The sequence below is a fragment of the Allomuricauda sp. CAU 1633 genome (assembly GCF_017313225.1).
Classification (GTDB): Bacteria; Bacteroidota; Bacteroidia; order Flavobacteriales; family Flavobacteriaceae; genus Flagellimonas.
Genome location: NZ_JAFLNE010000007.1, coordinates 109,182 through 126,284, shown reverse-complemented (window position 1 = coordinate 126,284; position 17,103 = coordinate 109,182). Strand labels below are relative to the sequence as shown.

Here is a 17,103-nt window from a genome sequence, read left to right as displayed (position 1 = left end):
TTGTCCTGTGAAATGTTTCACTTAAAAATTTAAATCATGAACTACAAGACAAAAAAAATATCAACCCTGATCTTTGGATTGGCTTCCGTTGCCATGGCCGTCATAGTGTTCAATGGCTGCAAATCGCCCGCCAAAGACAAGGAGACAATAAATACAGGTGAGGCCAAGGAAAATCTAGTGGAAGCAAAGGAAAGTCTAGATGAGGCCAAGAAAGAATATGTCCTTAGATATGAGGCTTTCAAACTGGAATCGGACAATAAAATTGCAGAAAACGAAAAGGTCATTGCCGAATTAAAGGCGAAAGCCAAAATGGAAAGCAATGCGGCCAAACAGGATTTTGAAAAAGAACTTGCCGCATTGGAACAAAAAAACCAATCGTTGAAAGAAAAAATGAGCTACTATAAGGATGAGGGCGATGATGAATGGGAATCATTTAAGGTTGAATTTGATCAAGATATGGATAGCTTGGGACGAGCATTAAAAGATCTGACCAAAAATAATACGAACTAATCTCTACAAAAAGCTAACATTATGGCGAACTCACTTTACACGGTGGCCGTGGTATTGATCATTGCATGGGCCATTGGATTTCTTGGATATCATGCCGGGGGAATCATCCATATCCTATTAGTCATCGCGATCATTGCAATCATATTAAGTATGGTTCAGGGACGAAAATCCGGGTAACCACAATTTATACATAAGAACGACAAGTACAATCCCCAGAGTATCCAAGAACATGCAGCCATGTTCTTGGATACTCTCTTTTATGCCCCATTATTCTTTAACGGGAGCTCTTTACCCCCTGATTCAATTATGAGTAAAAAGCGATACCTTCTATTGTGGACCATTGCGATACCAATTTTGGCATGGCTCGCCTATTTTGGCATTCCGCTGGATCTGGGGGAACTCTATTCTCTGTTCCTTGGCATTTTACTGATTGGATCCGTCATCGCTGCGGTACACCATGCTGAGGTAATCGCCTATAGGGTAGGAGAACCTTTTGGCACATTGTTGCTGGCATCAGCGATTACGGTGATCGAAGTGGCACTGATCGTTTCATTGATGTTGAGCGGGGGGCGGCTTGAGGCAGTTACGCTTGCCCGTGATACGGTTTTGGCATCGGTAATGATAATCCTCACGGGGATCATAGGGATCTGCATACTGGTAGGGGCCATACGTTACAAGGAACAGGTGTTCAGGCTCCAGGGTGTTAGTGCGGCTTTGGTTACCCTTACCGCCATATCGGTGTTCGCCCTTATCCTTCCCAAATTCACTCCAAGTCTGAATGGTTCCACAAACAATCCTACACAATTGCTCTTTGTTGCGATAGCTTGTCTTGTCCTGTATATCACATTTGTAATGGTGCAGACCGTACGGCATCGCGCCTTTTTTTTATCCCCCAAAACCACTGAGAACAAAAATGTGCTGCCCCCTCCCCCGACGGTAATGGAAACATTTATGAGTGCCCTATTGTTGGTTTTGTGTCTCGGGATAGTGGTACTGCTCGCCAAGGCCCTTACATCCGATATAGAAAACATCGTTTTGAATGCAGGGTCGCCAAAATCCCTGGTCGGGGTGATCATAGCGGCAGTAGTGTTATTGCCCGAGGGACTTGCCGCCTATCGCGCTGCCAGAAAAAACCGCCTCCAGACCAGCCTTAACCTTGCCTTGGGCTCAGCTCTTGCAAGTATCGGCCTCACCATACCGACAGTTGCCATTGTGTCCATTATAACGGGAATGAAAATAACACTGGGCATTGATACAAAAGCCATGGTTTTATTGGTACTGGCCCAGTTTACCATTGTACTGTCATTGGCCACTGGGCGTACCAATGTGCTGCAGGGAATCGTACTTTTAACGATCTTTGTGGTTTATCTTTTTGCAATTATCTCCCCATGACATGGCCACTTGGCACCGCTATGGGGCTTCGAGTCCTTGCTTCCAAATATCATGATGATATAACTAACGGTAAATACTTTATCCATAGTTTTTTTGGCGCGACCAAATACCATGTGTGAATTATGCAATTCATTTTGATCATTGTGTATCGTATTGGTCAGGTATAAGGATGACCTTTATGCCATTGTGAAAATTCATTCACAACATAAAAATAATTCCTATGAAAACGAATGCAGAATTACAGGTTGATGTTCAGAATGCCATTAAATGGGAGCCTTTGTTGCATGCAGCTGAAATTGGGGTCACAGCCAAGGATGGTGTTGTTTCTTTGACCGGTGTGGTGGACAGCTACATAAAAAAAATGGAAGCGGAAGATACGGCCAAAAAAGTCATTGGCGTGAAAGCCTTGGTTGAAAATATTGAAGTGAGGTTTCCAAGCAATTGGGCAAAAACGGATGCCGAAGTCGCCACTGAGGTCTTGGACGCCTTGAAGGCCAATCACTATGTTCCCAATGATAAGGTGACTGCAAAAGTAGAGGATGGATGGGTCACATTGGCGGGTGAGTTGCCCTGGAATTACCAAAGGGAAGCAGCAAAAATAGCCATACATGGTCTTTCAGGGGTAAAAGGTGTGAGCAATAATATCAAGATCAAATCCGAAAGCAACGGAACAATTGAACTGAGTGCCATTGAAAGTACACTGAGAAGAAGTTCGATCGATGATAGTGATATCGACGTATCCGTATCCGGAACAACCGTCACATTGAGCGGAAAAGTAAATTCTTGGTATCAAAAAGAAGAAGCGGGCCGCATTGCATGGAAGGCTCGTGGTATCTGCGATGTAAAAAATGAATTGTCTGTCGAATATGATTACCTGTTGGTTCTTTAACCCTTTCAAAATGGTGGGGGAATTTTCTTCCACCGTTTTTCTCTTACATCGACAGGGGTATGTAATGTATTCCAATCCTGGCGACTCCAACCCTATTTGAAGGTTCCCCCATTCAATTGGGAAAAAACAGAAGTGATAAGGTTGGAGCATGGAAACGGAAGTGGGTTGAAGGAAGCCCGGATATTTCCAATATTGGACCTGACGATTGGAAAAAGCCATGGGAAACGAGATGAAAAATGGATAACATTAAAACAGAACATCATGAAAATAGTAACAGGTCTAATTGAAATCAACCGGCAGGGGGTTGTCAAGGTATTGGCAAAAAATTTAGCGGACGAAACGGTACTTTACATCAAGACAAAAAAGGCCCATTGGCATGTTGAAGGAGCCGATTTTTATGATAAGCATAAATTCTTTGAACTTCAATTCAAACAATTGGATGAAATCATGGATAGCGTCGCGGAACGCATACGTTCCATTGGCCACTATGCACCGGCTACATTAAAATCGTATCTAAATTTGACCCATCTGACAGAGTCAGAAAGTGAGAAAAACGATAGTCAAGGGTTCATCAAAGAACTACTGGCCGATCACGAACGTATTAATATGGATTTACGAGGTCATATAAAATCGTTTATCGATGATTTTCATGATGCGGGCAGCAGTGATTTCATTACCAGTCTTATGATTACCCATGAAAAAATGGCTTGGTTCCTGCGTTCACATTTAACAAAATAAAGCCACCATGTATTACAACAGTTATCATTTTTTGGGAATGCACTTTATATGGTGGTTCGTTTGGGGCATCCTACTTTTCTGGATTTTTGCCATACCTTATAAAATTCCTGGGCAAAGAACCAAGAAAGACACCCCAAGTGATATACTGAAAAAACGCTTTGCTTCCGGGGAAATCAATAAGGAAGAGTACCACGAAAAGAAGAAAATCCTAGAAGGTTGACCACCCCATTGCCTTAAGAAAACAAGTCCCATATGGATCTCCCCCGATAGTTCTTCCACTATGATCATCCACTTGCCCTTCCCTTGATCATGTTCCCAATGGAACTCTCGAAGATATCTGGGAGTAAAAAATAAAGGATATCCCTTTGGTCCCGAGAATAGAATCAGGGTGGGTTTTTATGACGCGGCAATGTATAGACCTCCCCACAACATAGCAATCCCGAACAGCCAACATTTCAACATTGGCCACGGGCCTGGTACAGGTCCCATTGAATAAAAAAACAAGTATAACCCTTTAATAACGAAAACATGAAAAATTTAAAACAGATCGCGAGTATGATAGTACTGCTTGCCATGATGCAGGCGCACGCCCAAAATGGACCGACAGGGGTCCTGAACTCAACCACTACCAACACCTTCAACTATATCAAAGAAGGTGTTAAAATGCCTTATTCCGTTACGGTACAAGAGAGCCGGAATTACAAAACCATGTTTGCTCTTGCAGATATGGGAAAAGTTGATAAAGACAGGATAAACACTCCTGTCAAAGTATCGAAACTCATTACCGTCACAAACAATGCCAATCCAAGGGACAATAGTGTCATAGCCTTACGATATGACAAACAGGTTGCAGATACCTTTATGTTGGTGTCCACTGGGAAGGGTTTTGCCATATCTGTAGATAATAGGACCATGGAATATATCATGGGCAAGGGAATCCAGTTTGCGAATACGGCGGATAGAGAATTCTTTATGGTTGACGAATTTAATAGTATCGAATAAATGGAATTTATTTGATTTGTTGATGCGGAATCCCTAGAAATAGGGATTTTTCTATTTATTGTGGCAGTAATTGCCCTAATTTCCACACCTTTCTTTTACCTCTTTCTGGCCCAAGGACAATGAAATGTACCAAAGGAAACTTCGGACATCAAATGCCCGGATACCTAACGGACTCCCCTTGGCTTGTCAATCAAAAACTCCCTTGAAGCAATTGATATGGGAACTTTGATCAATGGATTTTCCATGGGTACGGAGGTGATGGGAAATAACCCTTATAAGGTGCAAGAAAGTCAAAGGGACAATTCCCTTTCAAAATACACCTCTTCCTTATCATCAGGAGAATCCTTGACATAGCAGTAGTATATTTTATTCAGGAATGCCCTGACGATCAATGCCTTTTTTGGGTTTTTACTGGAATAGACGGTTTGTCCCGCTTTGTACAGTTTGTTTACAGTGGATTTTTTGTTCAGTCGCAAACATTTCAGGGTTAAATTCAAATCTATGGATATCATTTTGAACCTATGTGTCGCAACAATCAAATAATCTGTAAACTTTGGGATAACTACAGTGTCCCCCAATTTCAAGAGGGTCGTTTCGTTGTCCATGGTTATTTGAGCCTTACCTTCTATGATCTCAAAAAATATGGATTTAGTAGACCCCTTGCCCTTCAGTTCCATTCCCACATCAAAGGACATTGCCTTGATTGCCCCCGTTTTTTTCTTTAGCACCGAGATCGTGGATATGGCGTTGGGCGCATAGGCCAATCTTTCTGTTATGTCATGGGAGATCATCTTTGAAAATTGTGTGTCGATCATGGTATGGAATGTTAACGTTAAAGGGGACATTTATATCTTGAAAACCATTCTGGTTTTCTTATCATGGGGCACTTGCCCAGAACCTTTGGTCAAGAACCAGATGTACTTTCTATTGGGGTTCAATCAGTTCGGCGTTTTAATTTTTCTTGAAAATCGCTGATCACCCCTCCTTTTAAAAGGACTTCCATCTGTCGATCGCTCATGGTATGTACCGCTTCAAATTCAAACAGTTGTCCGGACGCATTGGTTGCCCTTATGGGGATCCCGATCCTGCTTTTGATACCAGCTCGCAAGTTTTCAAAACTTAGCATACTTCCTTGCTCTATATTATCATAGTCCTCTTCATGTATAAATTCAAGGGGGAGTATACCAAAGTTTATCAGGTTTTGCCAAGCAATCCTTGCATAGGACTTGGCTATTACACATACCTGTCCCAAATATTTTGGGGCCAAAGCAGCGTGTTCCCTACTGGATCCTTGGGCATAGTTTTCGCCTGCTATGACGACATGCCCCCCATATATTGGTTTGGCCTTGATCGCCCTTTCGTAAAAAGTGGGGTCTATTACTGAATAGGTATACTTGCTGATTTCTGGGATGTTGCTCCTAAATGGCAACACATCCGCTCCTGCTTTGAGAATTTCATCGGTGGATACATTATCCCCCATTTTTAACAATACAGGGATATTGTATTGATCGGACATAGGTGAAAAATGCGGTAGCTCCTTTATGTTGGGGCCTTTCTCCAATTGAACTCCAGACCCATCTTCAAGTGGTGCCACCAAAAGGTCGGAATTTATGATCTCTTTTTCGGGGCTAGAATAGGTAGGATACGGTATATCGAATAATTTCCCCAAATCCCTGGGATCGGTAATTTTCCCTGTCAAAGCTGATGCGGCTGCCGTTTCAGGACTGCACAGGTACACTTGGTCATCTTCAGTTCCGGACCTGCTGGGAAAATTCCTTGGCATAGTCCTCAAGCTTATGGTATTTGAAGATGGAGCCTGTCCCATCCCGATACAGCCCATGCATCCTGATTGGTGGAACCTTGCTCCTGCCTTGATCAAATTTGCAAAACTATGGTTCTTGATCATATTCAGGATAAGCTGTCTCGATGTCGGGTTGATATCAAAGGACACCCCATTATTGACCGTTCTGTTTTTAACAATATGACCAGCGATCCAAAAGTCCCGTAGTCCGGGGTTGGCAGATGATCCAATTACGACCTGTCCAACGGGTCTTCCGGCCACCTCTCTTACGGGGACCACATTTCCCGGACTGGACGGCAGCGCAATTAAAGGTTCCAACCCATCCAGGACAATTTCTTCGTTTAGGTCATATTTACAATCCTTATCTGAAATGATTTCGACCCAGTCCTCAGGTCTCCCCTGCGCCTTTAAAAAGCGGTATGTTTCATGGTCACTGGGAAACACCGTACTGGTGGCGCCCAGTTCCGCCCCCATATTGGCGATAACATGCCTGTCCATGGCACTAAGGTTTTTCAATCCGTCACCATAATATTCCATAATCTTGCCGACACCTCCTTTTACCCCATACCTCCGCAACATTTCCAGGATGATATCCTTGGCACTGACCCACTCGGGAAGGTTCCCCGTAAGCTTCACTCCCATGATCTGTGGCATTTTGACATAAAACGGTTCCCCGACAATCACCGACGCCACATCAAGTCCTCCCGTTCCTATGGCGAGCATTCCAAGCGATCCAGCGGCACAACTGTGGCTATCGGAACCAACCAGTGTTTTTCCAGGGATTCCGAACCGTTCCATGTGGACGGGGTGGCTTACACCATTGCCGGGACGGCTGTACCATAAACCAAACCGTTGAGCTGCCGTATAAAGAAATAAATGGTCGTCCGCATTCTTATGGTCGGTTTGCAACAGGTTATGGTCCACATATTGAACCGCTATTTCTGTTTTAGCCTTTTTAAGGCCCATGGCTTCCAGTTCAAGCTGGACCAAGGTTCCGGTTGCATCCTGTAAAAGGGCCTGGTCGATCCTTATCCCTATTTCCCTTCCGGGGATGGCTTCGCCTTCAATAAGGTGGTGGTCAATCAGTTTTTGGGTCACATTGAATGGGTTCATGGCCTTCTATGTTTTTTACTGGACGAAAAATCAGGGAGCCACTTTCTTATACTGTTCCGTAGGGGGAAGGTGGATATCAAAATCGGGCAGGAGGTTTCCTTATTAAGTTACGCAAATTTTCTGGATAATTTCGATTTTTCGGGAGAATTCATGGCCATGGCTTTTCAGGATGGAAGAGACCATATTAACGAATGGTCATTATGGAGTGCCAGGTTTATCCGACCTTCCCGTTTTAGCACCTATCCTGATAATTGATGAATGTAAAAGCTTCACTCAAAGTTAAGCCCACGAAATCATAAATCCATATATACCAGTAAAAAGAGATATAGTGCAAAAAACGGTCAAAGCGAACCACTGAAAACGGAATTCTTTAAGCCATCCAAAAAACCGTTTCAGACTATGTCATAAAAGAGTTTATATTAATTTTTGCTATGCTCTCTTTAACCCGGCGCGGGTGGTATACTAAAACCGTCCTATCCAATATTTGGAGGAATTATAAAATTAAAAGGGCACTTTTAAAGCTTGAAAAGAATCAAAAAAAGATTAGTTCCAAAAAAAGATTCCACATGTGCACATTTTCAATGAAAAACAGTTGATCCAATCCACTCCACTAAAACACATCCAAAACAAAACGTAAACCTTTAAATTATTGATTTACAGGTTTTTTTATTTTATTTGTTTCATTTGACACATTTTTATTTTTATACCCTTTAAGGTATAATTACTATAAAAAAACATGTTTTATACCCTAAAAGGTATAATTTGAATTATTTTATCTATATTGTACCCGCTAAGGTATATCTATGGAAGATTGGAATAGAAATAATCCCATAGCTCAATTTATCAGGAAAAGACGTAAAGCACTTAACTTGACCCAAGTTGAACTTTCAGATACCACTGGAGTTGGGCTACGATTTGTCCGTGAATTGGAGCAAGGAAAACCCAACTTGATGACGGATAAGATCAATCAGGTACTTTTATTCTTTGGACATGAATTAACCCCTACACCCATAAGTGATGAGACAAGGAGAAATTTGGGTGGATAATAATTTGGCAGGAATCCTGATGGAAGATGAGGAAGGGTATCACTTTACCTATTCCAATGAATATCTGAAATCAGAAAATCCCATTGCTGTATCCCTGACATTGCCCTTGCAAGAGAAACCATTTCATTCAGATTTTTTGTTTTCTTTTTTTGATGGATTGATACCCGAAGGCTGGCTATTGGAAATTGCACAAAAGAATTGGAAACTAAATCCACGGGACCGTATGGGGCTTTTATTGGCCACCTGTAAAGATTGTATCGGCAACATAAGTGTATTGGAAAAATGAGCAACTGTCTAGCCTGTCAAAAACAACTTTCCCCTGAAGAGGAACTATATCACCCAGATTGCCTAAAGTCCTTTTGGCAAGAAGACACGCCCGTACTTGCATTGGATTATGAACTTTCACAAATTGAGGAACTGGCCAAAGAAAATGTGGCCCAACGCGTCATTGTAACCGGGGTTCAACCCAAGCTTTCGTTGGGCTTCACCCAAGAAAACAATTCCAGACTGACCATTGTCGGCGCTTTGAACGGAAGATACATTTTAAAACCACCCTTTTCCGAATATCCTCAAATGCCTGAGACGGAAGCATTATCGATGTTGTTGGCACAGGCATGTGGCATTGATACGGTACCTTTTTTGTTGATTCCACTAAAAGATGGGTATTTGGCCTATCTGACCAGAAGAATAGATCGGGATGCAAAGAGTAACAAATTTGCCATGGAAGACGCATGCCAGTTTACAGAACGCCTCACTGAACATAAATACAGAGGTTCTTACGAACAGATTGCCAAAGCCATAATGGCCTACTCACAAAACCCATTATTCGATGTAGTCCGATTTTATGAGCAAGTCATTGCATCATTCTTGATGGGAAATAATGATATGCATCTTAAAAACTTCTCTCTTATTGCAAAGAATGGAAAATCTTACTCCTTGGCTCCTGCCTATGATATGATTTCAGCCCAATTATTGATACCTGATGATCCTGAGGAGTTGGCCTTGGCCTTGAACGGTAAAAAAAGAAAAATCTCAAAAGAAGATTTCGATATGGCAATGGCCAAAGCTCGCGTTCCTCAAAAGGCAATGGAAAACCTTTGGAGCAGAATGGTAGTGGGAGCAAAAAAATGGCCCTCTTTAATTGATGAAAGCTTTTTAAAGGAAGAACAAAAAAAGAAATTCAATACTCTAATTGAAGAAAGGGTAAATCGAATCAAATAGGTTTAGAATTAAGTACAGTTCTAAGTAAACAGTCCCTTCATTTATCTAAAGTCACCTATTCGGTGAGCATAAAATTTTGAAAGGCCGAAAATCCCTTATTTATTAGGGTTTTGAGCTATAGGTTCTGGAGCCTCCGGGCGATGTCCAAAATATCGTTAGGCTTCTTTAATAAAACTATTCCTCGAATTGAAGCTTGGTCCCTCCATATTTTAGTTTGTCTATTATATCTAATGAGCCGATTAGATTTTCTATTCGGATCAAATCCTTAAAGAGTTGAGTTGTTTATTCAGAACAATACAACAAAAAAAGTAGACAACTGTTCATTGACTATCAAAGACCAATAAACCTAATAAAAAGCAGCTCGATAATTATACTAGTTTTGTAGAAAACCTGTCCTAAAGGTTGGAGCAACTACAATAAAAAAAGCGAGTTGAAAATTTGATTCGGAAAATTACCAAAACGTATTATTCAATTACGGGAATACAATGTCAATATGGAAACGCTGGACATAGTATACCACCTTCGCCGGATAGAATTGAGCACCCTCAAGACTAACGCAAAAGCCTGATTTTAAAATCACTAAATCCAAAAATTAGGTGGTTCTCATTTTCCGTTTTTGGTAATCTCAACCATCCGGCTGATTCAATATAGACTTAAAAATGAGTTTACACCTCCTTTTGGGCTATAAATATGTAATTTATAGCTCATTTTTTTGTTATTTTTGAGCTATAAAACTTAATTATTTAGCTCATGACAGCTTTTAAATGGAACTGGAAACAAAAAGACTGGCCCAATTTCAGGTATGATGAGGCAGCTTTGGAGGACCTGGAATATCAGTTTGTCCAAACTAGTGGAGTAGCTCTAGGTTCCATTAAACATATTGATGAGGAAGACAAAAATGAGCTTTTAATTGAAGTTCTGTCGGATGAGGCCCTAACTACTTCGGCCATTGAAGGGGAATATCTTGACCGTGGGAGTATTCAGGAATCCATCAAAAAAAACCTGGGACTTGAAACGGAAAGAAAGAAACTTCCCCAAGCTGAATATGGAATATCTGAAGTGATGGTTAATCTATATCGAACATATGCAGTACCATTAACCCATGAACAACTTTTTGAGTGGCATCAGATGCTCACCAATGGCAGAAGGGATTTAATGGACATTGGAAAATATCGCACCCATGAAGACCCCATGCAGGTCGTTTCAGGACGCTTCGACAAACAGACAGTCCATTATGAGGCCCCTCCCTCATCACAAATGATACATGAAATGGAAGCCTATGTTCGTTGGTTCAACGAAACCCACACGACAAACAAATCCAAAATACTTCCATTGGCCAAGTCAGGATTGGCACATTATTATTTTTTGGCCATCCACCCCTTTGAAGACGGAAATGGGCGTATTGCTAGAGGGCTTTCCGAAAAATCCATTTCTATGGATTTGGGAAGACCGGCACTTATATCCCTATCACAGACCATCGAGGCAAACAAAAATGAATATTATTCTTCCATAGAAGCTCATAATTTCAAATTAGACCTTACTGAATTCCTACTATACTTTGGGAAAACAATCCTTGCGGCACAACAACACACCATCAAAACCATTGACTTTTTGATTCAAAAAGCCAGGTTCTTTGATAAATATTCCACATTGATGAACGAGCGTCAGCTAAAAGTAGTCCAACGTATGTTCAAAGCAGGATATAAGGGCTTTAAAGGGGGGCTCAGTGCGGATAATTATATCCGGATTGCCCAAACATCTGCGTCTACTGCCACAAGGGACCTAAAGGACCTGGTCGACAAACTGGTACTCCTCAAAACAGGTGAACTCAAAAGCACACGATATTCGCTTAACTTGACATTTTAAGATTAACAGAAAAATTGAAAAGCAAGTGAGAACTTATGGGCTATAATAGAGCAGTAAAAATCCATTTCAATAACCGCACAAATTAATATGTTTTTCGAATCTATAGATCCGCAATTCGAAAATATTGAAACCTGGAGTCTTTAAAGTATTAAAATTCATCATTTTTAATGTTAAAAAGGTTAAAATTTGTTAAAAGGTGAGCAATTCGGTGCCTCTTGATTTTAACCCTTTGGGAAGCCCTGAAAAATGGGCTCTTCTGGTAAAAGGTTCGAGTCCCGTCCAGACCGCAAAAAGCTCCGAGAAATCGGAGCTTTTTTGTTTTCTAAGACCAAAGCTTTGGCAATAATGCTTATTTGTAGGCCTATGGTGACCTAGATTAAATTGAATTACAGACCAAATCTATAGGTCACTTTTAGAATGATAGACCTATTGGCGAGTCCAAAACTGTTTGCTGTATCGTTGTTTTGATTAAAAATCAAGAATATATCGGATAGGGAAGAATACCGCCACTGCAATCTTGAAAAAACACTGAAATTGTTGTTCTGTGTGTTGTATTGAACGGTATTGTTGAGAAACAATTTGTTTGTAAGACTCAATAGTCCATTGAACTTTACAAGATTAAACTCCCGCTCCCCATAATTTTCGGGCAGGCTTACCTTATCATAGGAATACGCTATATTGAAATTACCCCAGAACCCAAAGCGCATATTGGCGGTAATGGAGGCAGACGTAATGTGTCCATTATAAAACTCTCCGTAGGACAGTACAGTATTGTAAGTAAACCGTTTTCTGATATCTGAATCATAGGATAGATTTCCGCTCCAAAAGCCATAATTTACTGCAGGAAGTGGATCAAAATCCCCTCCCAACAAACCGGTCTCATATCTTAGGTTCACCTCTCTTCTGTTTGCCCATATTGCAAGAAGGGCGGTACTTTTAAAGAAGAATTCGTAAGATAGGTTATTGTCGCTTTCATTTAAACTACCATCCATGTTATAGTACATATTATGCCAAGAGCCTATAGCTTGTTTTGTAAGAATATGATCTTCCCTTTTTGGAAAAAAACGATAATTGACCCAAGGGTTCAGTAAATAATAACCGCGCCTTACCGATTCGTTGGCATTGGGGTCAAAACTGTTCTGTCTGGGAACAAATCCCAGTTCTGCTCTATACCCATCTTCCACCACATCAATCAACCAGCCAGTTCCTAATCTTCTGTTGATGTAGTTCCCCTTTAATCCATAGTAAGCGCCCTTCTGCCCTTCATCGGTAATCGTGGAGTGGTATTTTATATTGGTGTTGAAGTTTCCCTTGTCCGAGATAAAAGTAAACTCCGCTCCATAGTTTCTGTTGAAATCATTAATGGTATCGTTCCCTGTTTCTTGCCTATTGATAAAGAGGGCTTGCAATTGCGAGCGTTTCAACACTTTTTGGTTGACTGCCGCCACGGTATAATTTTGACCATCTACCCCTCCCTCAGCTTTGGTCTGTATGTTCATGGCACCTATCCTTGTATTGTCTGTAACATTTCCGGTGACCCTGGCACCATAGACAATGGGAATATTTTTGCCATCCTTAAGACCAATTCGCCTAGAAAAAAATGGTTTAACATCATAGCTTCCAAAATTGGTGAACAAGTCTGCATTCTCTATAAAAAACTCACGCCGCTCAGGTAGCGAAATATCAAACCGGGTAATATTGACTACCTCTTGGTCAACATCTGCATTCGAAAAATCAGGATTTATGGCAATATTAGCATTTACAGATTTGGTAATGCCCACCCTTAAATCAACACCAGCATCTATTTCGGTTCGAGCAGCACTATCATCGGCTACATTGTTCTTTAGGGAAGATACCGTTGAATAAGGTTTCACAAAGATTGTTTTACCCTTGACTTCTGGGATTTTACCCCATACCAATGACCCCATATAATTTACATCAAACCCACTAAAATTTACCGGAAACGGAGTCCAAGTATAATACATGTTTTCAACTTTGTCACCTCGTAAAAGACTTATGCCCCATTCTAGATTATTGGCATTATATCTAATACTGGTAAAGGGGATTTCCATCTCAGCCAACCAATGGTCTTTATACTGTTTTACCGATGAAAACCATCTTTCATCCCAGATGTACGAAAACTTTGTATTGGCCGCTTCAACCACAAGACTTCCCTCCACTTCTGCACCACCCGCATTAACACCAAAAAAGTAACCACTTTGCTTTTCGTTGATAGGGTCTATGGCTATGGAAAAAGAATCACTGCCCCAATGTCCATTATCTGAATCCCTGTCCAAAGATTGAACAATGCGTTTTCCTTCATCATAACATTTCACCAAAATGTAGAGTGAGGTCCTGCTGTAGGCCAATTTAACCTCAGTCTTGTTTTTGGCATTCCCGCTATCCACTGGGTCATGGTTATAAAATGTATCAATCATGGGTATGGCTTCCCATTCGTTTGGCCCTTCAATGCCATCAATAGCTATTGAATTCCCAACTTCGGACATTTGGTATCTATATTGATCTCGAGTGGATTGCGTGGACTGCGTATAAGACCATAGCGAAAAAAGGATAAAGATTGTCGTGAATACAGGCTGTGATTTCATAATACCTTTGCTTTCACAACTTTACATTTCTATCCGAGGAGGCTTATCCCGATTACTTAAATCTAGACATGTTTTAAGAATACTTTCACGTTCTTCATTGTAGCACGGTTACCAGGGAAACTTGATTAAAAAATCTTTGGGAAATCTAGACGCCAGGCCCTTGGTCCTTTACACTTTTTTAATATCCATATTTCAGGAATCAAGAGCTTTTTGTTGCATGTTCAACCTAGTTTTACAACGAATCAACTTCTGCTTATTTATTTGAAATAGACATATGAGCACAAAAAATATCCCCTTCCAGACAATAGATTGGAATTCAGTTCCAATAACCGAGCATGAAGGAGAATCTGGAACAGCACAATGGCAAACAACTCAATATAGTGGACTTAGGGTAAGGATTGTGGAAATGTCCAAAAACTATATTGCTGACCACTGGTGCAAGAAAGGACATGTTGTACACTGCTTGGAAGGGGTTTTGACCACCCAGTTGGATAATGGTGAAAAACACATTCTCACAAAAGGGATGACTTATATAGTTTCGGATGGGATGGACGCCCATCTTTCCATTTCCGGTACTGGTGCAAAACTATTGATCTTGGATGGAGAGTTCTTAGAACAGCAATGATTCGTATTAACAGTAAATAAGAAATGAAGTATATTTTGAAAGGTCTTCATAGAACAGCCAATATGACATTTTTATGCCTTGCGTTCACATTCCTTGTAGGCTGTAGTCAAGACAAGCCAGTAATCAATACCAATGCAAGTTCTTTGGGCAACTCTTTTTTGGCAGCTCATCAACAAAATCTTGATACTCTTAAGTTACAAAGCCTGACAACCAAAATCAGAAATGGTCATTTTGGAGATATACACAGTCTACTGATTTCAAGAAATGGTGAAATTGTACTGGAAGAGTATTTTAATGGGTATGATAAAACTGAGTTGCACCGATTATTTTCGGTTACCAAAAGCGTCACTTCTGCCTTAGTTGGTATTGCCTTTGACCAAGGTGTAATTGAAAGTCTAAACGAAAAAATACTCAGCTACTTCTCCGAATACAGTACCATAGCCAATTTAACCGAAGGAAAAGAAAATATGACCTTGCAACATGTTCTCACCATGAGCGCTGGGTTTGAATGGGATGAATTCTCCTATCCATACGGTCATCCAAACAATTCTGCCACCAAGCTTTGGGACAGTGATGACATGATCAAATACATGTTGGATTTGCCCTTGGTATCTGAACCCGGTATCCATTTTAACTACAACAGCGGTTGTAGCATTCTCTTATCGGGAATCATTCAGAACAAAACTGGACTGTCTGCTGAACAGTATGCGGCAACCAACCTATTTTCAAAGATTGGAATAGAGAATTGGGAGTGGGCCCATGGTGCTGACGGGCTCACTTGGACCTCAGGAGAGCTTTATTTAAAGCCCATTGATATGTTGAAGTTTGGTCAGTTGTACATAAATGGGGGAAGTTGGGAAGGAACTCAAGTTATTTCCGAAAGTTGGGTGGAAAATTCCACCTCAAAAAAGATTGAAAACACGGAGTACAATGATTATGCATATCATTGGTGGAGATATTCGAGCAGCCATTACGTATACAATCATATTAACACCGAGGATATTTATTATGCCGTAGGATATGGCGGTCAATTTATTTGGATAGTCCCTCATTTAGGTCTAGTGGTGGTTTCCACAGCTGGCAATGGGGCAATTACAAGAAAATCCGAACCCATGCTTTGGCAGGATATTTTACCTTCAATTCTGGACCAATAATGAAAGTTGATTCTTATTCTGAACGTAATAAAGGGGATTTTGAAAAAATCTGGGTAGATTGGTTAACAAATACCATGGGTATTCATCCTCAAGCAGAAGATCTTTTGGAAGTTCAAAATCCTGTTGAACACTATATAAATACAGGGGGAATGGCTTTCTATGCCAATAAAGAAGGGCAGTGTTTAGGTGTGGTGGCCGTAAAAAAATTGAACAAAACCGATTATGAATTCTGCAAACTTGTGGTGGCAAAAGAGGCCCGAGGAATGCAAATAGGTAAAAAATTGGTGCAAAAATGCATTGAGTTTGCCAGAGAGCAAGGCGGTCTGCATCTGTACCTCCAAACCTTTGGCAAACTGGAAATTGCCCTTAAGATGTATCGATCTATGGGATTCAATGATGCTCCCGCACCCAAAGGAATGTTCGTGGTACAACGGACAGAAATAATTATGAATAAAATATTACAACTTTAATACTTTGAATATGAAAAAAGCAATACTGCTAGTTGAAATCTTAATTTTTGTCCTCTTGGTAGTTTTGGATGCAAAGGGCTATCTACCCATTTCCCAAACGCTATACATTATACCCTTTATTTGGATTGTTCTAAAATTAAAAAAGGAAAAATTTGCCTCCATTGGGTGGGGCTTTAAGGACATTGACCTTAAAAAAGCCATAATCATTGGTATTGGATTGGGAATTGTGCTGGAACTTTTTGCCACTTATGTCACCACTCCACTACTGAGCGATTATTTTAATACGGAGCCAGACCTCGGTGATTTAAAAGGCATTCGTGGCAATCTGGCCATGTTACTCCTATTTACCATATTGTCATGGGTTTTGGCTGCCATTGGGGAGGAGATTTGCTTTCGGGGGTTTTTAATGAACAGGATTGCCAACGTATTTGGGAGCAATAACGCCGCTTGGATAGTGGCTTTGGTTCTTTCCAGTATCCTATTTGGCTGGGGGCACACAGAACAAGGCATCACTGGATGGATCCAAGAAGGATTGAGTGGCCTTTTTTTAGGTATCATTTTTCTTAAATCAAATAAAAACCTCACTATTCCAATAATAGCCCATGGAGTCTCCAACACTTTGGCTTTTATTTTGATTTACTTGGGGGAATACCCTGGAGTTTAAGCTGGA

The 17,103-nt window shown here is 40.8% G+C and carries 18 protein-coding genes; 15 read left to right on the top strand and 3 right to left on the bottom strand.

Features of this window, described 5'->3' with window-relative positions:
* Positions 1-36: 36 nt before the first annotated feature.
* From J0X14_RS16485 to J0X14_RS16455, 7 genes are all read left to right on the top strand, one after another.
* Complete coding sequence (locus tag J0X14_RS16485; RefSeq protein WP_207098918.1) at positions 37-510, top strand: hypothetical protein; 474 nt, start codon at positions 37-39, stop codon at positions 508-510.
* A 21-nt stretch (positions 511-531) separates the two neighbouring features.
* Positions 532-687 carry a lmo0937 family membrane protein gene (locus J0X14_RS16480; protein ID WP_207098917.1) on the top strand — a complete coding sequence of 52 codons (156 nt, stop codon included), beginning with the start codon at positions 532-534 and terminating at the stop codon, positions 685-687.
* A gap of 129 nt (positions 688-816) precedes the next feature.
* Positions 817-1,902, top strand: coding sequence for a calcium:proton antiporter (locus J0X14_RS16475; RefSeq protein ID WP_207098916.1), 1,086 nt, complete (start codon positions 817-819; stop codon positions 1,900-1,902).
* A gap of 220 nt (positions 1,903-2,122) precedes the next feature.
* Positions 2,123-2,791, top strand: coding sequence for a BON domain-containing protein (locus J0X14_RS16470; protein ID WP_207098915.1), 669 nt, complete (start codon positions 2,123-2,125; stop codon positions 2,789-2,791).
* 261 nt (positions 2,792-3,052) lie between these two features.
* Complete coding sequence (locus J0X14_RS16465; RefSeq protein WP_207098914.1) at positions 3,053-3,529, top strand: Dps family protein; 477 nt, start codon at positions 3,053-3,055, stop codon at positions 3,527-3,529.
* 7 nt (positions 3,530-3,536) lie between these two features.
* Positions 3,537-3,749 (top strand): SHOCT domain-containing protein, encoded by a 213-nt coding sequence (locus tag J0X14_RS16460; RefSeq protein ID WP_207098913.1) that lies wholly within the window; start codon positions 3,537-3,539, stop codon positions 3,747-3,749.
* A 308-nt stretch (positions 3,750-4,057) separates the two neighbouring features.
* On the top strand, positions 4,058-4,531 hold the full coding sequence (locus tag J0X14_RS16455) for a hypothetical protein (RefSeq protein WP_207098912.1): 474 nt from the start codon (positions 4,058-4,060) through the stop codon (positions 4,529-4,531).
* Between the two features lie 290 nt (positions 4,532-4,821).
* On the opposite strand, the gene J0X14_RS16450 is transcribed toward J0X14_RS16455, so the two are convergent.
* On the bottom strand, positions 4,822-5,346 hold the full coding sequence (locus J0X14_RS16450) for a hypothetical protein (RefSeq protein WP_207098911.1): 525 nt from the start codon (positions 5,344-5,346) through the stop codon (positions 4,822-4,824).
* Positions 5,347-5,465: 119 nt separating this feature from the next.
* Positions 5,466-7,445 (bottom strand): aconitate hydratase, encoded by a 1,980-nt coding sequence (locus J0X14_RS16445; RefSeq protein ID WP_207098910.1) that lies wholly within the window; start codon positions 7,443-7,445, stop codon positions 5,466-5,468.
* 803 nt (positions 7,446-8,248) lie between these two features.
* On the opposite strand from J0X14_RS16445, the gene J0X14_RS16440 reads away from it, so the two are divergent.
* From J0X14_RS16440 to J0X14_RS16425, 4 genes are all read left to right on the top strand, one after another.
* Entirely contained in the window at positions 8,249-8,491 is a 243-nt protein-coding gene (locus tag J0X14_RS16440; RefSeq protein WP_129653157.1) for a helix-turn-helix transcriptional regulator, read from the top strand.
* On the top strand, positions 8,463-8,777 hold the full coding sequence (locus J0X14_RS16435; protein ID WP_152131266.1) for a HipA N-terminal domain-containing protein: 315 nt from the start codon (positions 8,463-8,465) through the stop codon (positions 8,775-8,777). Before J0X14_RS16440 ends, J0X14_RS16435 begins: the two co-directional genes overlap by 29 nt.
* The gene (locus J0X14_RS16430) at positions 8,774-9,712 is read left to right on the top strand and encodes a HipA domain-containing protein (RefSeq protein ID WP_207098909.1); all 939 of its coding nucleotides are present in this window, start codon (positions 8,774-8,776) and stop codon (positions 9,710-9,712) included. The genes J0X14_RS16435 and J0X14_RS16430 overlap by 4 nt, the downstream gene beginning before the upstream one ends.
* Before the next feature lie 750 nt (positions 9,713-10,462).
* Entirely contained in the window at positions 10,463-11,578 is a 1,116-nt protein-coding gene (locus tag J0X14_RS16425; RefSeq protein WP_207098908.1) for a Fic family protein, read from the top strand.
* Positions 11,579-11,964: 386 nt separating this feature from the next.
* On the opposite strand, the gene J0X14_RS16420 is transcribed toward J0X14_RS16425, so the two are convergent.
* On the bottom strand, positions 11,965-14,184 hold the full coding sequence (locus J0X14_RS16420) for a carbohydrate binding family 9 domain-containing protein (RefSeq protein WP_207098907.1): 2,220 nt from the start codon (positions 14,182-14,184) through the stop codon (positions 11,965-11,967).
* Positions 14,185-14,458: 274 nt separating this feature from the next.
* Here J0X14_RS16420 and J0X14_RS16415 point away from each other — a divergent pair, with 274 nt between their 5' ends.
* The 4 genes from J0X14_RS16415 to J0X14_RS16400 are packed head-to-tail and all read left to right on the top strand — an operon-like array spanning position 14,459 to position 17,097.
* A complete protein-coding gene (locus J0X14_RS16415) occupies positions 14,459-14,809 on the top strand; it encodes a DHCW motif cupin fold protein (RefSeq protein WP_207098906.1) in 351 nt (116 codons plus the stop codon).
* Positions 14,810-14,832: 23 nt separating this feature from the next.
* On the top strand, positions 14,833-15,963 hold the full coding sequence (locus J0X14_RS16410) for a serine hydrolase domain-containing protein (protein WP_207098905.1): 1,131 nt from the start codon (positions 14,833-14,835) through the stop codon (positions 15,961-15,963).
* Positions 15,963-16,433, top strand: coding sequence for a GNAT family N-acetyltransferase (locus tag J0X14_RS16405; protein ID WP_207098904.1), 471 nt, complete (start codon positions 15,963-15,965; stop codon positions 16,431-16,433). Before J0X14_RS16410 ends, J0X14_RS16405 begins: the two co-directional genes overlap by 1 nt.
* A gap of 10 nt (positions 16,434-16,443) precedes the next feature.
* Positions 16,444-17,097 (top strand): CPBP family intramembrane glutamic endopeptidase, encoded by a 654-nt coding sequence (locus J0X14_RS16400; protein ID WP_207098903.1) that lies wholly within the window; start codon positions 16,444-16,446, stop codon positions 17,095-17,097.
* Positions 17,098-17,103: the final 6 nt, after the last annotated feature.